The following is a 16,333-nucleotide window of genomic DNA, read 5'->3' on the forward strand; positions in this document are numbered from 1 at the left end:
TCTGCAAGCTGGTCTCGACACCACGGAGCACTGGGGAGCGGAGATGAACAACCCGACCAGCTACTTGCGCCTGGGGGCGCTCGCCCTCTTCTGGGGCGCGAGCTTCTTGCTGATCAAGCTGGGTCTGGAAGCCCTGTCGCCGACGCAGATCGCGCTGGCCCGCATCGTGCTGGGCGCGCTGACCCTGCTGGCGATCTGCGCGGTGCGCGGCCTGCGCATCCCGGGCGACCGGAACCTGTGGCGGCACGTCGCCGTGGCAGCGGTGTTCGCCAACGCGCTGCCCTGGGTGCTGCTGGCCGTGGGCGAGCAGAGCGTCGAGTCGGGGCTGGCCGGGGTCATCAACGCCACGACTCCGCTGTGGACCGTCCTGTTCGGACTGCTCGCCGGACGCGAAGCGCTGCCACCGCGGCGCGCGGCCGGGTTGCTGCTCGGGTTCCTCGGCGTGCTGGTCATCTTCGCACCGTGGCAGGGCGGCGGGGTGCTCGGCTGGGGCGTGCTCGCCTGCCTCGCCTCGGCAGCCAGCTACGGCATCGGGTTCGTCTACACAGGACGGTTCATCACGGGGCGCGGTGCCTCGCCGCTGGCGCTGGCGAGCATGCAGCTCACCGCGGCGACCGGCTTCTCGCTGCTCGCGCTGCCCATCGGCGGGCTGCGGATGGTGCACTGGAACCCGGTGGCGCTGCTGGCGGTCCTGGCCCTCGGCGTGGTCGGCACGGGCATCGGCTTCGCCCTGAACTACCGGCTGATCGGCGACGAGGGGGCGACGACGGCCTCCACCGTCACCTACGTCATGCCGATCTTCTCGGTGCTGCTCGGCTGGCTGCTGCTCGGCGAGCAGTTGCCGCTCCGCGTGCTGCTCGGCATGGCCGTGGTCCTCGTCGGGGTCGCCCTCACCCACCGCAAGGGCGCAGGCCCGTCGGCCGGCGCCCGCCTCGGGCGGGCCTTCACCCGGGCTTCGCGGCTCTACGCCGAGCTCGCCACGAACCACCCGGTGAAGTGACCCCCGAGCCGGGCCAAGGGCTCAGACCAGGCGGCGGTCCGAGGCCCAGCGGGAGAGCTCGTAGCGGTTGGAGAGCTGGGTCTTGCGCAGCACGCTGGAGACGTGGGTCTCCACCGTCTTCACCGAGATGAACAGCTCGGAGGCGATCTCCTTGTAGGCGTAACCGCGGGCCAGCAGGCGCAGGACCTCCCGCTCGCGGCGGGTCAGCAGGTCCAGCTCGGGGTCGCCGACCGGGGCCGCACCGGGCCCCTCGGAGAAGGCGTCGAGGACGAACCCGGCCAAGCGCGGGGAGAACACCGCGTCACCGGCCTTGACCCGGGTGATCGCGTCCACCAGCTCGCGCCCGGAGATGGTCTTGGTGACGTAGCCCCGCGCGCCGCCCCGGATCACGGTGATCACGTCCTCGGCCGCGTCGGAGACCGACAGGGCGAGGAAGACGACGTCGCTCCCGGCCTCCCCCGACCCGCCGCGCACCTGCCGGAGCACTTCAGCGCCACCGCCGTCGGGCATGTGGACGTCGAGCAGCACCACCTCGGGGCGGTAGTGGGCGATCCCGGCCACCGCCTCGGCGACCGAGCCGGCCTCACCGACGACCTCGACACCGTCGGCGGCGGCGAGCTCGGCGCGGACGCCGGCGCGGAACAGGGCGTGGTCGTCGACGAGGAAGACCCGGACCGCGCCGGTCTCCTCGGTTGCTTCACCGGTCACCATGTCCTCCACAACGTGTTTCCCCTCGGGCAGACTACGCTTCAGGCCGCCGACCTGGGCATTTCCATCGCCACCTCGGTGCCCTGACCGGGCGAGGTGCGCACCACGACCTTGCCGCCGTGCCGCTGCACCCGGCCGCGGATCGAATCCGAGAGCCCGTGCCGGTCCTCGGGGACCGCGTCCGGGTCGAACCCGGCTCCGCGATCGCGCACGAACACCGACACCAGCTCGGGCTCGACCTCGGCGTAGGCGCTGACCTCGCTGACCCCGGCGTGCTTGGCCGCGTTGACCAGCGCCTCCCGGGCCGCGTTGAGCTGCGCGACGAGCCGGTCGTCGAGCTCGCAGTCACCGACGACGACCTGCTGCACCGTGATCGCGAAGTGGTCCTCCACCTCCCCGCAGATGCGGGCCACCTCGGCGGCGAAGGTCCCCTTCTGCTCGGACGGCGCCTCAGCGCCGTACCCGTCCGGCCCGTAGAGCCAGCCGCGCAGCTCGCGCTCCTGGCCGCGCGCGAGCCTGCGCACCTCCCGCTCGGAACCGGCCTGCTTCTGGATCAGGGCGAGCGTCTGCAGCACCGAATCGTGCAGGTGCGCGGCGATCTCGGCGCGTTCCTGCGAGCGGATCCGGCTCGCGCGCTCGACGTTGAGGTCGCGCACCAACCGCACCCACCACGGCACGGTGAGCACGGCGACGCCGACGAGCGTGGCACCGGAGGCCAGCAGGCCGGTCGGCAGCGCGTCCAGCGACGACGTGCTGCCCACCAGCAGCGCCATGCCGAGCACGACCAGCACGGCACCGGAGGTCACGCGGATCCAGGCGCTGCGCGCTCCCGTGCCGAGCAGGGCGCCCGCGACCCCGGAACGGGCGCCCTGCCGCCAGCGGCGGCGTTGTGAGTCGTCGGCCTCCCGCCACACCACCGCCGCGCCCACCAGTGCCACCACCAGCGGGACGGTGAGCCAGGTCGGCATCGACAGCACGGCGCCGAAGCCGACGAGCGCGCCGATGCCGAGCAGCAGGATGCCGAACCCCTGCTGCCACTCCCGCTTGGTCGCTGGGCGCGCCCCACCGCCCTGCTGCACGAAGATCCACAGCAGGGCGTAGCCGAGGATCCCCGCGCCACCGAGGGCGGCGAGGACCGCGAAGGTCATCCGCACCCACAGCACCGGGACGCCCAGGTGTTCGGCCACGCCCGCGCACACCCCGGCCAGCAACCGCCCGTCGCGGGTCCGGCGCAGCCGCGGCTGAGCCGGCAGGGCCACGTCGGTCTCGGAACCCGCCTGCCGCAAGCGGGGATTCGTCCGCACCGGGTTGACCTCGTGCCGGGCGTGCGGAGTCTGCTCGTCGGGGGCCGTCACGTTTTCGATGGTCACACGGTCGGAGCCCGCCAGGCATCAGGGACTGCCCTGACATACCCAGGAGGGCGGGACTCCTGGTGGCGAGTTCCCCCACCCCGGGTCCGATTCAGGGGGCTCCCCGATGCTCAGGGAGGACGACTGGTCGGATAGTGGTCCTCATGAACAGCACGCAGCGAACCGGTGGTGTCGAGGACACCTTGCGGGACTTCTGGGCCACCCGCCCGGTGCGTCCGCGCAGCGGAGCCAAGGCGGCCGGTGTGTCGGCCGCGATCGCGCGCCGGTACGGAGTCGATCCGATCCTGGTGCGCGTCACCTTCGTGGTGCTCTTCTGCTACGGCGGCGCCGGCTTCGTCCTGTACTTGCTGGGCTGGCTGTTGTTCCCGAAGGAAGCGCCGCCGCTGCCCGGGCAGACGACGCCGAGCCGCGAGCCCACCGAGACCTGGATCGCGGTGCTGCTGGTGCTGCTGCTGGTCCCGGCCGTGATGTGGATGGTCGGCACGCTGGCGGTGCTGGGCCTGCTGGCAGGACCGGTGGCGCTGTACTTCCTGCACCGCAACCAGGGCCACCGGCAGGTGACCGGGACGTCGAACCCGCCACCGGAGGCGACGCCCACCGGTGAGAACACCTGGGTCTACCCGGGCACGGCGGCGCAACAGCAGACGCCACCCGCGTGGGACCCGCTGGGCGCGGCCCCGTTCGCGTGGGACCTGCCCGAGCCTCAAGAACCGGAGCCACCGGAGCCGGAGGGCCGGCGTCACCGCTGGTTCAACCCGGCGGCGCTGCTCGTCGCCTTCCTGGGCGCTGCCGTGGTCGGCTCGCTGGGTGGGCCGGCCTACTTCGTGGCGGCGACCGCGCTGGGGCTGCTGGGGACGGCGATGGTGCTCGGCGCGTTCCTGCACGTGGGCCGCTGGCCGGTGCTGATCGCGGTGCCGCTGGCGCTGGTCGCGCTGGTCACCTCGGTCGTGCACCACTTCCAGATCAACGGGGACCTGACCGTGGGGGACCTGTCGGTCACGCCCGTCGAGGTCGTCGACGTGCAGCCGCTCTACGACCGCTCGGCCGGGACGATCGAGCTGGACCTGACCGACCTGCGGATCAGCACCGGCCAGGTGGTGCACACCTCGGCCGCGGTCGGGGCCGGGACCGTGCTGGTCCAGGTCCCGCCCACTGTGGACGTCCGGGCCACGTGCGGGGCCGACGTCGGCGCGGTCAACTGCCTCGACCGGCAGGCGCAGGGCCAGGGCGCGCAGCAGGTGATCAGCGACCAGGGCGTGGACGGCCCGGGCGGCGGCGAACTCGTGCTCACCGCAACGGCGGGCACCGGCAACGTGGAGGTCGTCCGTGACTGACGAGAGCAAGCGCTACGACGGGCCCGACCCGGTCCTGCTGGTCGCGGGGTCCGTCGCCGCGATCATCGCCGCGACCGTGGCGCTCGACCTGGAGAGCTTCCTGCAGTGGATCCTCGCCGGTGCAGCGGTGATCGTGGGGATCGTGCTGCTGGTGGTGTCGCTGCGTCGGCGCGCGGAGTGAATTCGCCACTTTCCCAGGTGTTCTCGCACTTCGAGTGACGGTTCACCGGGAATTTCCCCCCTCTCGCGGCCACCGTTGGTTCTGCACCCGTCCAAAACACGACAACACGACCCGAGCCCGGTTCCGGTCTGCTGATACTGCGGCCTTGATCGATCCGAACAGCGTTGCTCCACAACCCCGCAAGGAGCTGCTATGACCAGGAACCGCGCGCTCGCCGGGGGCGCCGTGCTCGCCCTGTTCGTCTCGCTCCCGTCCGCCGCGGCGGCGAACCCGAGCGAGGCGCCGGCGGACACCGGGCCCCGCGCCGAGGTCTTCTTCGACGACTTCTCCGGCGGCGAGCTCGACCGCTCGAAGTGGCAGGTCGAGGTGACGGGGGAGAACTTCGGCACCGTCAACAACGAGCAGCAGGCCTACGTCGACTCCCCCGAGACGATCTACGTCGAGCAGGACGGCGGCACCGGTGCGCAGAACGGCGCCCTGGCCCTGCACCCGCGCTACCAGCCGGGCTTCCAGGCGCCCGACGGCGGCACCTACGACTTCATCTCCGGCCGGGTGAAGACCGAGGACAAGTTCGAGTTCACCTACGGCAGCTACTCGGCGCGCATCAAGCTGCCGGAGAACGCCACGGGCTCCGGGCTGTGGCCGGCCTGGTGGTCGCTGGGCACGAGCATCAACGAGGGCGAGCCGTGGCCGGAGTGCGGCGAGGTCGACGTCATGGAGCACGTCGGCGAGCCGTGGACCAGCTCGGCGATCCACGGTCCCGAGTACAACGGCGACACGCCGATCAACCACCAGCAGAACTTCGAGGGCAAGGACCCGGCGGACTGGCACACCTACCGGGTGGACTGGACGCCGGAGGGCTTCACCTTCTTCGTCGACGACACCCAGACCTACCAGGTCACCAAGGCCGAGTTCGACGCCAACGGCTGGACCTGGGTCTTCGACGACCCGCAGTTCATGATCTTGAACTTCGCCACCGGCGGCACCTACCCGCAGGGCGTCAACGGCGTCACCGAGCCCTACCCGGGCCTCCCGCAGGAGAGCGTCGACACGATCAAGGCAGGCAACGCTCGCTACCTCATCGACTGGGTCAAGGTCGAACAATGAGGCCCTGACGTGTGAGAGCGCCTCTGACCAGCCCAGAGGCGCTCTCACACGTCAGGCCGAAGAACTCGGCGGAGCGGCCACACATCAGGCAACCGGCGGTGCCGGACCGCCGCGGGTTCTGACACGTCTTCTGGGGAGGACAGCCGCAGCGCCGCGCATCGACATGCTCAAGTCGCGGATCCCAGAGCCAGGGAGTCGCTCAGGTTCCGCCACCCGCACCGCCGGTCAGAACGACCACGGAACCCGGAACTACTCCCACTCGATGGTGCCTGGGGGCTTGGACGTCACATCCAGCGTGACCCTGTTGACGTCCCGCACCTCGTTGGTGATGCGCGTGGAGATCCGCTCGAGGACGTCGTAGGGCAGCCGGGTCCAGTCGGCCGTCATCGCGTCTTCGCTGGAGACGGGGCGCAGCACGACGGGGTGGCCGTAGGTGCGGCCGTCGCCCTGCACGCCCACGGAGCGCACGTCGGCGAGCAGCACGACCGGGCACTGCCAGATGTCGCGGTCGAGGCCGGCGGCGGTGAGCTCTTCGCGGGCGATGGCGTCGGCGGCGCGCAGCGTCTCGAGCCGGTCCGCGGTGACCTCGCCGATGATGCGGATGCCCAGGCCGGGGCCGGGGAAGGGCTGCCGGTGCACGATCGTCTCGGGCAGGCCCAGCTCCAGACCGACCCGGCGGACCTCGTCCTTGAACAGCGCGCGCAGCGGCTCGACCAGCGAGAACTGCAGGTCCTCGGGGAGTCCGCCGACGTTGTGGTGGCTCTTGATGTTGGAGGCGCCGGAGCCTCCGCCGGACTCCACCACGTCGGGGTAGAGGGTGCCCTGCACCAGGAATTCGATCTGCTCGCCGGCGGCACCGGCTTCGGCTTGCAGGTCGCGAGCGGCCTGCTCGAAGACCCGGATGAACTCCCGGCCGATGATCTTGCGCTTCTCCTCGGGGTCGGTGACCCCGGCCAGCGCGCCCAGGAACCGGTCGACGGCGTCGATGGTGACCAGTCGGACGCCGGTGGCGGCGACGAAGTCGCGTTCGACCTGCGCCCGCTCTCCCGCGCGCAGCAAGCCGTGGTCGACGAACACGCAGGTCAGCTGGTCGCCGATGGCGCGCTGCACGAGCGCGCCAGCGACGGCGGAGTCCACCCCGCCGGACAGGCCGCAGATGGCGCGGCGGTCGCCGACCTGCTCGCGGATCGCGGCGACGGTGTCGTCCACGATGGACGAGGTCGTCCACTGCGGGCGGATGCCGGCGATCTCGTGCAGGAAGCGGCGCAGCACTTCCTGGCCGTGCGGCGAGTGCGCGACCTCCGGGTGGTACTGCACGCCGGCGAGCCGCCGCTCGACGTTCTCGAAGGCGGCGACCGGGGTGTCCTTGGTGCCGGCGGTGACCTGGAAGCCCTCGGGGGCCTTGCTGACCGAGTCGCCGTGGCTCATCCACACCGGGTGGTGGCCGGGCAGGTCGTCGTGCAGCCGGCCTCCGTCACCGCTGATCTCGACCTCGGTGCGGCCGTACTCGCGGGTGCCGGTGTGCTCGACGGTGCCGCCGAGCGCAGCGGTCATCGCCTGGAAGCCGTAGCAGATGCCGAACACCGGGATGCCGGCGTTGAACAGCTCCGGGTCGACCTGCGGCGCGCTCTCGGCGTAGACGCTGGACGGTCCGCCGGACAGGACGATGGCGGCGGGGTTGCGGGCCGCCATCTCCGACACCGGGGTGTCGTGCGGGACGACCTCGGAGTAGACCTGGGCCTCGCGCACGCGCCGAGCGATCAGCTGGGCGTACTGGGCGCCGTAGTCGACAACGAGAACAGGCCCGTTGGCGCTGTTGCTTGCGGAACCGGACACGTGGTCGCCGACCTCCTTGGCCATCGCACTGCGGTCCGGCCATTGTCGCAGGTAATGGAGGCCACAACGGCATCGGCCCAGCCGTCGCGCCGCCTCTCGCTCCCCACCTCGCCACGCCCGGCCCCGAGGGCCGGCTCGCCGCGAGCTGCTCGGAATGCGGCCGAGCCGCTGCTCCAGGTGTGGGACTCGACCGGCGCCGCCGCAGGCTCAGCACACCGCGACACCGCGCACCGGCCACAGGAGCGGAGCACGGAGGAACGGTGCACCCCCCTCCGAGGTTCCTGCCTCGGAGGGGGAGGCAGGAGGAAACCTCAGACCAGGGGGAGCTGCAGCGCGGCCGGGGCCGAGGGCGGGACCGCCGGCGCCTCCGGCTCGACGGGAGCGATCCTGCGGTAGCCCTCGGACTGGTCCGGGCGCGGGTCCGCCTCGCCCTTGTTCGGCCACATCGCGAAGGCCCGCTCGGCCTGGGCGGTGATCGTCAGCGACGGGTTCACGCCGAGGTTCGCGCTGACCGCGGAACCGTCCACGACCGACAGCGTCGGGTAGGACCACGCCCGGTGGTAGGCGTCGATGACGCCGGTCTCGGGACTGTCGCCGATCGCGCAGCCGCCGAGGAAGTGCGCGGTCATCGGGATGTCGAACATCTCGCCCCAGGTGCCGCCGGCGATGCCGCCGATCTTCTCCGCGACCAGCTCGTTGGCCTGTTCACCGGCCGGGATGTGGCTCGGGTTCGGCGCTCCGTGGCCCTGCTCCGAGGTCAGGAACCGCTTGCCGAACATGCGCTTGACGCTGGTGGTCAGCGAGTTGTCGAGGCTCTGCATCACCAGCAGGATCACCGTGCGCTGGCTCCAGTTGCGCACCGAGAGCATGCGCAGGGTCAGCAGCGGGTTCTCGCGGACGAACTTCCACAGCTGCTTCCACCGCGAGCCCTGCCCGCCCTTCGTCGCCGGGATCTGCAGCAGGCCCATCGCGTTGGCGCCCTCGGTGTAGCGGACCGGCTCGATGTGGGTGTCCTCGTCGGGGTGGAACGAGGAGGTGATGGCCACGCCGGTGGAGAAGTCGCGGTCCGGGTCGACCTCCGGCACCTGCGCACCGATGATCGCCTCGGAGTTGGTGCGGGTCAGCATGCCCAGCCTGGAGGACAGCTCCGGGAGGTCGCCGTTGTCGACGCTGCGGTGCAGCAGGTTCTGCGTGCCCCAGGTCCCGGCGGCAACGACGACCTGGTCGGCGCTGAAGATCTTGGGGTTGCGCTTGAGCTTGGCACCGGTGCGCGAGGTCGCGATGCGCCAGCGCCCGTCGGCGCCCTTGCCCAGCCGGTTGACCGTGGTGAGCGGGAAGACCTGCGCGCCGTTCTTCTCGGCGAGGTAGAGGTAGTTCTTGACCAGCGTGTTCTTCGCACCGACCCGGCAGCCGGTCATGCAGGCGCCGCACTCGGTGCAGCCGGTCCGCGCCGGACCCGTGCCGCCGAAGTACGGGTCGGCGTCGGTGCGGCCCGCCTCGTTGAAGTACACGCCGACCGGGGTGGTGTGGAAGGTGTCGGCGACGCCCATGTCTGCCGCGACCTGCTTCATCACCACGTCGTGCGGGGTCTCCGACGGCTGGTCGATGACGCCGAGCATCTTGGTGGCCTGGTCGTAGTAGGGCGCCAGCTCCGACTCCCAGTCGGTGATGTGCGCCCACTGCGAGTCCTGGTAGAAGGGCCTGAGCGGCCGGTACAGAGTGTTGGCGTAGTTCAGCGAGCCACCACCGACTCCCGCGCCGGCGAGGATGAGCACGTCGCGGAGCATGTGGATCCGCTGCACGCCGAAGCACCCGAGCTGCGGGGCCCAGAGGAACTTCCGCAGGTCCCAGGACGTCTTCGGCAGCTCCTCGTCGGAGAACCGGCGACCCGCTTCGAGCACCGCGACCCGGTAGCCCTTCTCGGTCAGGCGCAGCGCGGCAACGCTGCCGCCGAAGCCCGAGCCGATGACCACCACGTCGAAATCGGTACCGCCATCACCACGTTGTGCCATGCGCGACAGCGTAAGCGAAACTACTGACCAGTAGCTAGACCCCGGAGACCGACGAGGAGGGGGAGGTTCGAGGCGCTCCACACCCCGCACCACGTGCAGGCGGAGCGCAGGTCAGGTGGAACCTCCGCGCCTCGTCCTTCCACACCACCGGCAGAGGTCAGCCGCGGAGCATGAGGCCGACCTTCTGGAACTCCTTCAGGTCGCGGTAGCCCGTCTTGGCCATGGCGCGGCGCAGACCGCCCATGAGGTTCAACGTGCCGTACGGGTCGCTGCTGGGCCCGAAGAGCATCTTCTCCAGGTCGGCGTCGCTGCCCGTGAAACCGACGATCTCGCTGCGCGGCAGGTTCGGGTGCGCCGCTGCGGAGGTCCAGTAGTAGCCCTGCGCGGGAGACTCGGTGGACTCGCTCAGCGCCTCGCCGAGCATGACCGCGTCGGCGCCGCAGGCGATCGCCTTGGCGATGTCGCCGGAGTAGGACAGCGAACCGTCGGCGATGACGTGCACGTACCGGCCGCCGGTCTCGTCGAGGTAGTCGCGGCGGGCCGCAGCGGCGTCGGCGATGGCGGTCGCCATCGGCACGCCGATGCCCAGCACCTGGGTGGTCGTGGCCGAGCGGGACTGGCCGAAGCCGACGATCACGCCGGCCGCGCCGGTGCGCATCAGGTGCATCGCGGTCCGGTAGTCGCCCACACCACCGGCGACGACGGGCACGTCCAGCTCGTTGATGAACCGCTTGAGGTTCAGCGGCTCGCCATCCCGGGCCACGTGCTCGGCCGAGATGATCGTGCCCTGCACGAACAGCAGCTCGACGCCGGCGGCCAGCAGGTCGGGGGTCAGCTCCTCGGCGTGCTGCGGGCTGACGCGGGCGGCGACCGTGACGCCGGAGTCCTTGACCTGCCGGAGGGCCTCGGAGAGCAGGTCCAGCCGGATCGGAGCGGAGTGCAGCTCCTGCAGCCGCTGGATCGGCGCCTCCAGGTCGCTGCTCTCCTCGGCGAGGCGGATCACGTCAGCGAGCTTGTCCTCGACGTCGGAGTGCCGCGCCCACAGGCCCTCGGCGTTGAGCACGCCCAGGCCGCCGAGCTCACCCATGCGCACCGCCGAGGCGGGCGAGACGACCGCGTCGGTCGGGTGCGTGATCGCCGGGATGTCGAAGCGGTAGGCGTCGATCTGCCAGGCCAGCGACACGTCCTTGGAGGACCGGGTGCGCCGCGAGGGCACGATCTCCACGTCGTCCAAGTCGTAGCCGCGCATGGCGGTCCGGCCCATGCCGATCTCAACCTGATCCCGCACCGTGTGTCCCTCCTAGCGGCGGATGTCCAGCGAGACATTCTCTCCGCAAGCTCGGACCTCCCGCCGCCCGGGTCCCACGATCACGGTCCGAGCACATGCCGTGCCACCCCGTCAGGCGAGGACGGCACCACGGGTCCTGAGCAGCTCTCCGGCGAGAACGGCCACGGCGGTGCGCGGTCCGGAGAGCCGCCCAGGTCCTGCTGCCGGCTCAGCGGGTGGTGTAGTTCGGGGCTTCGACCGTCATGGTGATGTCGTGCGGGTGGGACTCCTTGAGGCCGGCCGCGGTGATGCGGACCAGCTTGGCCTCCTGGAGCTCCGGGATCGTGGTCGCGCCGGTGTAGCCCATGCCGGAGCGCAGACCGCCGACGAGCTGGTCGACGACCTGGGACAGCGGGCCGCGGAACGGGACCCTGCCCTCGATGCCCTCGGGAACCAGCTTGTCCTCGGAGAGCACGTCGTCCTGGAAGTAGCGGTCCTTCGAGTAGGACTTGCTCTGGCCGCGCGACTGCATCGCGCCCAGCGAGCCCATGCCCCGGTAGACCTTGAACTGCTTGCCGTTGACCAGCACCAGGTCGCCGGGGGACTCGGCGGTGCCGGCGAGCAGGCTGCCCAGCATGACCGAGCTGGCTCCGGCGGCGATGGCCTTGCCGATGTCGCCGGAGTACTGGATGCCGCCGTCGCCGATGATCGGCACACCGGCCGGCTTGCAGGCCATGCTGGCCTCGTAGATCGCGCTGATCTGCGGGACGCCGACGCCGGCGACCACGCGGGTGGTGCAGATCGAGCCCGGGCCGACGCCGACCTTCACCGCGTCCGCGCCCGCGTCGACCAGCGCCTGCGCTCCCGCGCGGGAGGCGACGTTGCCGCCGATCACGTCGACCGAGGTGCCCAGCTCCTTCTTCAGGGTCGCGACCGTGTCCAGCACCGCGCGGGAGTGCCCGTGCGCGGTGTCGACGATGAGCACGTCGACACCCGCGTCGACCAGCGCCATCGCGCGCTCGTGCGAGTCGGCGCCCACGCCCACGGCGGCGCCGCACAGCAGCCGGCCGTCCGGGTCCTTGGTGGCGTTCGGGTACTGCTCGGTCTTGACGAAGTCCTTGACCGTGATCAGGCCGCGCAGCTTGCCCGCGCCGTCGACGATGGGCAGCTTCTCGATCTTGTTGCGGCGCAGCAGGCCGAGTGCCGCGTCGGCGGTGACGCCGACCTGCGCGGTGATCAGCGGCGCGGTGGTCATCACCTCGCGCACCTTGCGCGTGTAGTCGACCTCGAAGCGCATGTCGCGGTTGGTGATGATGCCGACCAGCGTGCCGTCCGGGTCGGTCACGGGAAGGCCCGAGATCCGGAAGCGGGCGCACATCGCATCGACCTCGGCGAGGGTGTCCTCCGGCGAGCAGGTCACCGGCTGGGTCACCATGCCCGCCTCCGACCGCTTGACGACCTCGACCTGCGCGGCCTGCTCCTCGACGGAGAGGTTGCGCTGCAGGATGCCGACGCCGCCCTGGCGGGCCATGGCGATCGCCATCCGGGCCTCGGTCACGGTGTCCATGGCCGCGGAGAGCAGCGGGACGCGCAGCCTGACGTTGCGCGAGAGCTGGGTCGAGGTGTCCACCGCGCTCGGGATGACGTCCGATTCGTCGGGCAGCAGCAGCACGTCATCGAAGGTCAGACCCAGCGTCGCGAACTTGTCGGGGAGGCCGGGAGCGGAGAGTTCGCTGGTCATGGCGAGGGATGTGCCTTCCTTCACGATGTGGCCCACAAACCTTCGAGGTGCGGCCTGGGATTACCACGGCGATCGCGTGCTGCGGGCAGCTGTGCTGAGTAGCAACGCGGCGTCCGGACATGGGATTCCCCAGATGATAGAGACCACAGGTCAGGGCATGAATGCCCCGCCCCGGCACGGGTGGGCCGCACCACGGGTGGAGGGCGCGGTGTGGGAAACCCCGCCCCGAGAGCCCCGCGCGGGCGACGCGCCCGGTACCGTGCGGGCCGTGCCGCACGATCCGATGCCACCAGACCCGTTCGCGGGTGATCCGGAAGATCCGAGCATGGCACTCGGTGATCATGACGCCGAGGACGGTCCACCGCTCGGTGACGAGGAGCGCGCCGAACTGCTCGCCGACCTGACCGATCTGGCCGTCTACCAGGCGCTGCTGGAGCCGCGGGGCGTCCGGGGGATCGTCGTGGACTGCGCGGACTGCGGCGAGTGCCACTACCACGACTGGGAGTTGCTGCGTTCCAGCCTTTCCCAGCTCCTCCACGACGGCCGCATGCGGCCGCACGAACCGGCCTACGACCCGGACCCGGGCCAGTACGTCACCTGGGAGTACTGCCGAGGCTACGCAGACGGCATGACCGAAAGCGAGAGCGAGAGCACCCTCTGACCGAGGCCCTCGGTCCCGTTCAGCGGGACGAGCGGGCTTGAACGGCTCCGCGGCGCGAGCCACGACCACGCAGGCCCCACGCAGCACCCGAGCATCGACGGCTCACGACGAAGGGCGCCTCTGACCGGGTCAGAGGCGCCCTCCCACGTCGGACGAGCGGCGAAGCAGCTTCCACTTCACCCCAGTTGATCACCCAGGACCGCCGCAGGTTCCTGAGTGGACTCGCGGCGAGGCGGCGTACCTCAGGAGCGACGCCGGGAGCTCAGACGGCGTCTGAGGTCCCGCCGCCCGCACCGCCACGCAGGACGAGCCGATCGAAGACTCACGGAGTCGAGGTCTGAGGTTGGTTCGGCCAGAACCACCCACCCGACGAACTCTCCGAGCTGCTGGTCTCGCTGGGCGAGGTGGTCGGGGAGGTCGGGTCGGTGGTGCTGGACGGCGGAGTGGTGCTGTCCGTCGGCGGGACGCCCGGGTCCGGCGGCGGGAGCGGCTGCGACGGGGACGGCTGCGTCGTCGGCGGCAGCGTCGTCGTCGGCGTGGAGGTCTGCGAGGACTGCCCGCTGCCGCGATCGATCCGCTTGGTCAGCGACTCGTGCGCGGCCTTGAGCTCGGACAACCCGTTCTCGGCGTCGACCTTGGCCATGTGTTCCTTGGCCGAGCGCAACGCTTCCTCGGCAGCGAGCCGGTTGCCCCGGTCGACAGCGCTCTCGGCCGTGTCGAGGTCGGTGCGCGCCGAAGCCGCGGCCTGCACCGCGCGGGTGTGGTCGGTGTAGAGCACCTGGGCCACGCCCCACAGCATGTCGCCGGGCTGGGCGTCGCGGGCCGCCACGCCCACACCGGTGAAGGTGATCATCAGAACGGCCGCCGCGGTGACCACCGGGACGAGATGCCTCCGGCGCAGGAAGCTGCGCGGCCTACCGGCCTCGGCGATCGCCGCAGCGGCGGTGTCGGTGTCCACCAGATCACCGATGGGCGCGGAGTCGACGTCCTGACGCCAGGCCACCAGCAGCTCTTCGAGGCTGGGGCCACCGTCGGCCGACACCGGCACGTCGGGGTTCGTCCCGCCCAGCGCGTCGAGCAGAAGGTCGTCCTCCTGCAGCGCGGCCAGGTCGATCGGTTCGTCGCTGAAGTCGTCGAGGTCGGCGAGCTCCACGTCCGCACCACCGCGCGGACGGAAGGTCAAGACCTCGGCACCGGCCTCTTCGCGGGAGGTCTCGGGCTCTTTCGAGCCGGAGTCCCGGTGGTTGTCGCTCAGTTCCGTTCCCTCGTCTGCGGATCCCTCAGCGGGAACCAGGTCCCGCTCGTCTGCACGGGTCGAACGGTCCTGCTCCAGGGCGGACTCGTCGGCGGGGTCGCCTCCCAGCTCCCCTCCGGGCCCTTTCCGCTCAGCCATTCAGACCACCTCCTCCGCGGACAGCGTCTTCCGCAACCGGGCCAGTGCGCGATGTTGTGCCACGCGCACAGCACCCGGTGTCGAGCCGACCGCTTCGGCGGTTTCCTCCGCCGACAGCCCGACTACCACCCGGAGCAGCAAGATCTCCCGCTGCTTGGCCGGGAGGATTTGGAGCAACTGCGCCATCCTGCCCGAGAGCTCACCTTGCATCGCCCGCTGCTCTGGACCAGCCTCGGACTCCGGGGTGTCCGGCATGTCCGCGACCGGTTCAGAACGGTTGCGAGCGGACGCACGGTGCGCATCAGCCACCTTGTGCGCGGCGATGCCGTACACGAACGCCAAGAACGGACGACCCTGGTCCTTGTAACTGGGCAGCGCGGTCAGCACCGCCAGGCACACTTCCTGGGCCACGTCGTCCGCCGAAGCGAACGACCTCTCGTTTCGTCCGACCCTGGCGCGGCAGTACCGCACCACCAAAGGACGGATTTCGGCCAGCAAGCGCTCAATCGACTGACGATCGCCGTCGACGGCGGCGCTTACAAGAGCGTCCAGCCCGTCCCCCACATTGGTCATCGCAGACAGCAGCCCTGGTGTTACGCGTTCAAGCGATTCGGATTTGCCCGGCGAGTTTCGCGTGCACCGCACGCCGCGCCGTGGCCACCGTACCGGGCAGGAGGCGTTCGCAGAACAGGGACCGGGGATCGGGGGCCGTCGGCGTCACACATCCACATCTACCAGAACTGCGAATCGGCGGCGTTCGCCCTGGCCACCGTGATCGTGGAGGTGCGCGGAGGGGTTCTCGGAGACGAGCTTCACACCGTCGTCCGCGGGTGCCCGGCGGCGGCGACGGCCGGGGTGGGGAGGTTTTCGCCGCCGGCACCTGAGATCTTCGGCCGGCCGGAGGCGACCATGGCTCACACCACGCTGTTCCCGTGCCGCCGTGCAGCGCGGGCGTGATGCGAGCCACAGCCACGTCCGAAGCGTCAGCTCACCAGAAGGCGCTCTCCTCGAGCGTCACCGGCGTCCCCCAGCTCACTGCCGGTGCCGCCTGGTCACATCACGCGACCAGGCCGCGGCGGAACCCGTGCGCCACCGCCTGAGCGCGGTCGCGGACGCCCAGCTTGCGGAAGAGCCGGCGGGCGTGGGTCTTCACCGTGTCCTCGGACAGGTACAGCTCGCGGCCGATCTGGCCGTTGCTCTTGCCCTGGCTCATGCCGCGCAGCACCTGGAGCTCGCGCTCCGTGAGCTGCACGCCGGGGTCGGACGGCTGGCGCGGGGCGGGCACCGAGGTGCTCGCCAGCGTGTGGGCGAGCGCGGCGACCAGTTCGGGGCGGGAGGCGTCCCAGCGGAGGTAACCGCGGGCACCACCGGCGATGGCCGCGGCGATGCTCGCCGCGTCGTCGGGGGCGCCGAAGACGATCACGTTGGCTTGGGGATGAGCGGACACGAGCCGCCGGGTGGCCTCGACACCGTTGGGGACGGCGCGTTGCGTTCCCACCAGCACGACGTCCACGGCTTGCCGCGAGAAGCGGGCCAGCAGCTCGTCGCCGTGGGCGACGCAATCAATCCGGCTCACTCCGGGGACAGCCGACATCACACGAGTGAGCCCTTCCCGGACGCTACGTCGGTCATCGCAGATCAGGACCGTCGTCACGGGAACTCCTTCCTGCAGGCGAGTGACGTTCCACAAGCCCTATCGGACGCATGGGGCGAAACCTTGACA

At 70.9% G+C, this 16,333-nt stretch carries 14 protein-coding genes; 5 read left to right on the forward strand and 9 right to left on the reverse strand.

What is annotated here, in order from left to right; translation table 11 throughout:
• Positions 1 to 43: 43 nt before the first annotated feature.
• The gene (locus tag EIL87_RS24665) at positions 44 to 1,000 is read left to right on the forward strand and encodes a DMT family transporter (protein ID WP_125092966.1); all 957 of its coding nucleotides are present in this window, start codon (positions 44 to 46) and stop codon (positions 998 to 1,000) included.
• Between the two features lie 21 nt (positions 1,001 to 1,021).
• On the opposite strand, the gene EIL87_RS24670 is transcribed toward EIL87_RS24665, so the two are convergent.
• Entirely contained in the window at positions 1,022 to 1,711 is a 690-nt protein-coding gene (locus EIL87_RS24670; RefSeq protein WP_125092967.1) for a response regulator, read from the reverse strand.
• 38 nt (positions 1,712 to 1,749) lie between these two features.
• Positions 1,750 to 3,063 carry an ATP-binding protein gene (locus EIL87_RS24675; protein WP_407690573.1) on the reverse strand — a complete coding sequence of 438 codons (1,314 nt, stop codon included), beginning with the start codon at positions 3,061 to 3,063 and terminating at the stop codon, positions 1,750 to 1,752.
• Between the two features lie 158 nt (positions 3,064 to 3,221).
• Here EIL87_RS24675 and EIL87_RS24680 point away from each other — a divergent pair, with 158 nt between their 5' ends.
• The 3 genes from EIL87_RS24680 to EIL87_RS24690 all read left to right on the forward strand — a co-directional run bounded on the left by EIL87_RS24680 (position 3,222) and on the right by EIL87_RS24690 (position 5,700).
• Positions 3,222 to 4,412 carry a PspC domain-containing protein gene (locus EIL87_RS24680; protein ID WP_125092968.1) on the forward strand — a complete coding sequence of 397 codons (1,191 nt, stop codon included), beginning with the start codon at positions 3,222 to 3,224 and terminating at the stop codon, positions 4,410 to 4,412.
• Positions 4,405 to 4,593, forward strand: coding sequence for a hypothetical protein (locus EIL87_RS24685; RefSeq protein WP_125092969.1), 189 nt, complete (start codon positions 4,405 to 4,407; stop codon positions 4,591 to 4,593). The genes EIL87_RS24680 and EIL87_RS24685 overlap by 8 nt, the downstream gene beginning before the upstream one ends.
• A gap of 192 nt (positions 4,594 to 4,785) precedes the next feature.
• Positions 4,786 to 5,700, forward strand: a complete 915-nt coding sequence (locus EIL87_RS24690) for a glycoside hydrolase family 16 protein (RefSeq protein ID WP_125092970.1) — start codon at positions 4,786 to 4,788, stop codon at positions 5,698 to 5,700.
• A gap of 249 nt (positions 5,701 to 5,949) precedes the next feature.
• Here EIL87_RS24690 and guaA read toward each other — a convergent pair whose 3' ends face one another.
• The 4 genes from guaA to guaB form a co-directional block, all read right to left on the reverse strand.
• Positions 5,950 to 7,536, reverse strand: a complete 1,587-nt coding sequence (guaA, locus tag EIL87_RS24695; protein ID WP_233576563.1) for a glutamine-hydrolyzing GMP synthase — start codon at positions 7,534 to 7,536, stop codon at positions 5,950 to 5,952.
• A 311-nt stretch (positions 7,537 to 7,847) separates the two neighbouring features.
• Positions 7,848 to 9,548, reverse strand: coding sequence for a GMC family oxidoreductase N-terminal domain-containing protein (locus EIL87_RS24700; protein ID WP_125092972.1), 1,701 nt, complete (start codon positions 9,546 to 9,548; stop codon positions 7,848 to 7,850).
• Positions 9,549 to 9,705: 157 nt separating this feature from the next.
• Complete coding sequence (locus EIL87_RS24705) at positions 9,706 to 10,836, reverse strand: GuaB3 family IMP dehydrogenase-related protein (RefSeq protein WP_125092973.1); 1,131 nt, start codon at positions 10,834 to 10,836, stop codon at positions 9,706 to 9,708.
• A 208-nt stretch (positions 10,837 to 11,044) separates the two neighbouring features.
• Positions 11,045 to 12,556 carry an IMP dehydrogenase gene (guaB, locus tag EIL87_RS24710; RefSeq protein WP_125092974.1) on the reverse strand — a complete coding sequence of 504 codons (1,512 nt, stop codon included), beginning with the start codon at positions 12,554 to 12,556 and terminating at the stop codon, positions 11,045 to 11,047.
• A gap of 283 nt (positions 12,557 to 12,839) precedes the next feature.
• On the opposite strand from guaB, the gene EIL87_RS24715 reads away from it, so the two are divergent.
• The gene (locus tag EIL87_RS24715; RefSeq protein WP_125093341.1) at positions 12,840 to 13,217 is read left to right on the forward strand and encodes a DUF5319 domain-containing protein; all 378 of its coding nucleotides are present in this window, start codon (positions 12,840 to 12,842) and stop codon (positions 13,215 to 13,217) included.
• A 322-nt stretch (positions 13,218 to 13,539) separates the two neighbouring features.
• Here EIL87_RS24715 and EIL87_RS24720 read toward each other — a convergent pair whose 3' ends face one another.
• The 3 genes from EIL87_RS24720 to EIL87_RS24730 form a co-directional block, all read right to left on the reverse strand.
• Positions 13,540 to 14,610: an anti-sigma-D factor RsdA gene (locus EIL87_RS24720; RefSeq protein WP_125092975.1), complete on the reverse strand. Its 1,071-nt coding sequence runs from the start codon at positions 14,608 to 14,610 to the stop codon at positions 13,540 to 13,542.
• Complete coding sequence (locus EIL87_RS24725) at positions 14,611 to 15,183, reverse strand: sigma-70 family RNA polymerase sigma factor (RefSeq protein WP_125092976.1); 573 nt, start codon at positions 15,181 to 15,183, stop codon at positions 14,611 to 14,613.
• 484 nt (positions 15,184 to 15,667) lie between these two features.
• Entirely contained in the window at positions 15,668 to 16,264 is a 597-nt protein-coding gene (locus tag EIL87_RS24730; protein ID WP_029536209.1) for a response regulator transcription factor, read from the reverse strand.
• Positions 16,265 to 16,333: the final 69 nt, after the last annotated feature.

It is taken from the genome of Saccharopolyspora rhizosphaerae (assembly GCF_003931915.1).
Classification (GTDB): domain Bacteria; phylum Actinomycetota; class Actinomycetes; order Mycobacteriales; family Pseudonocardiaceae; genus Saccharopolyspora; species Saccharopolyspora rhizosphaerae.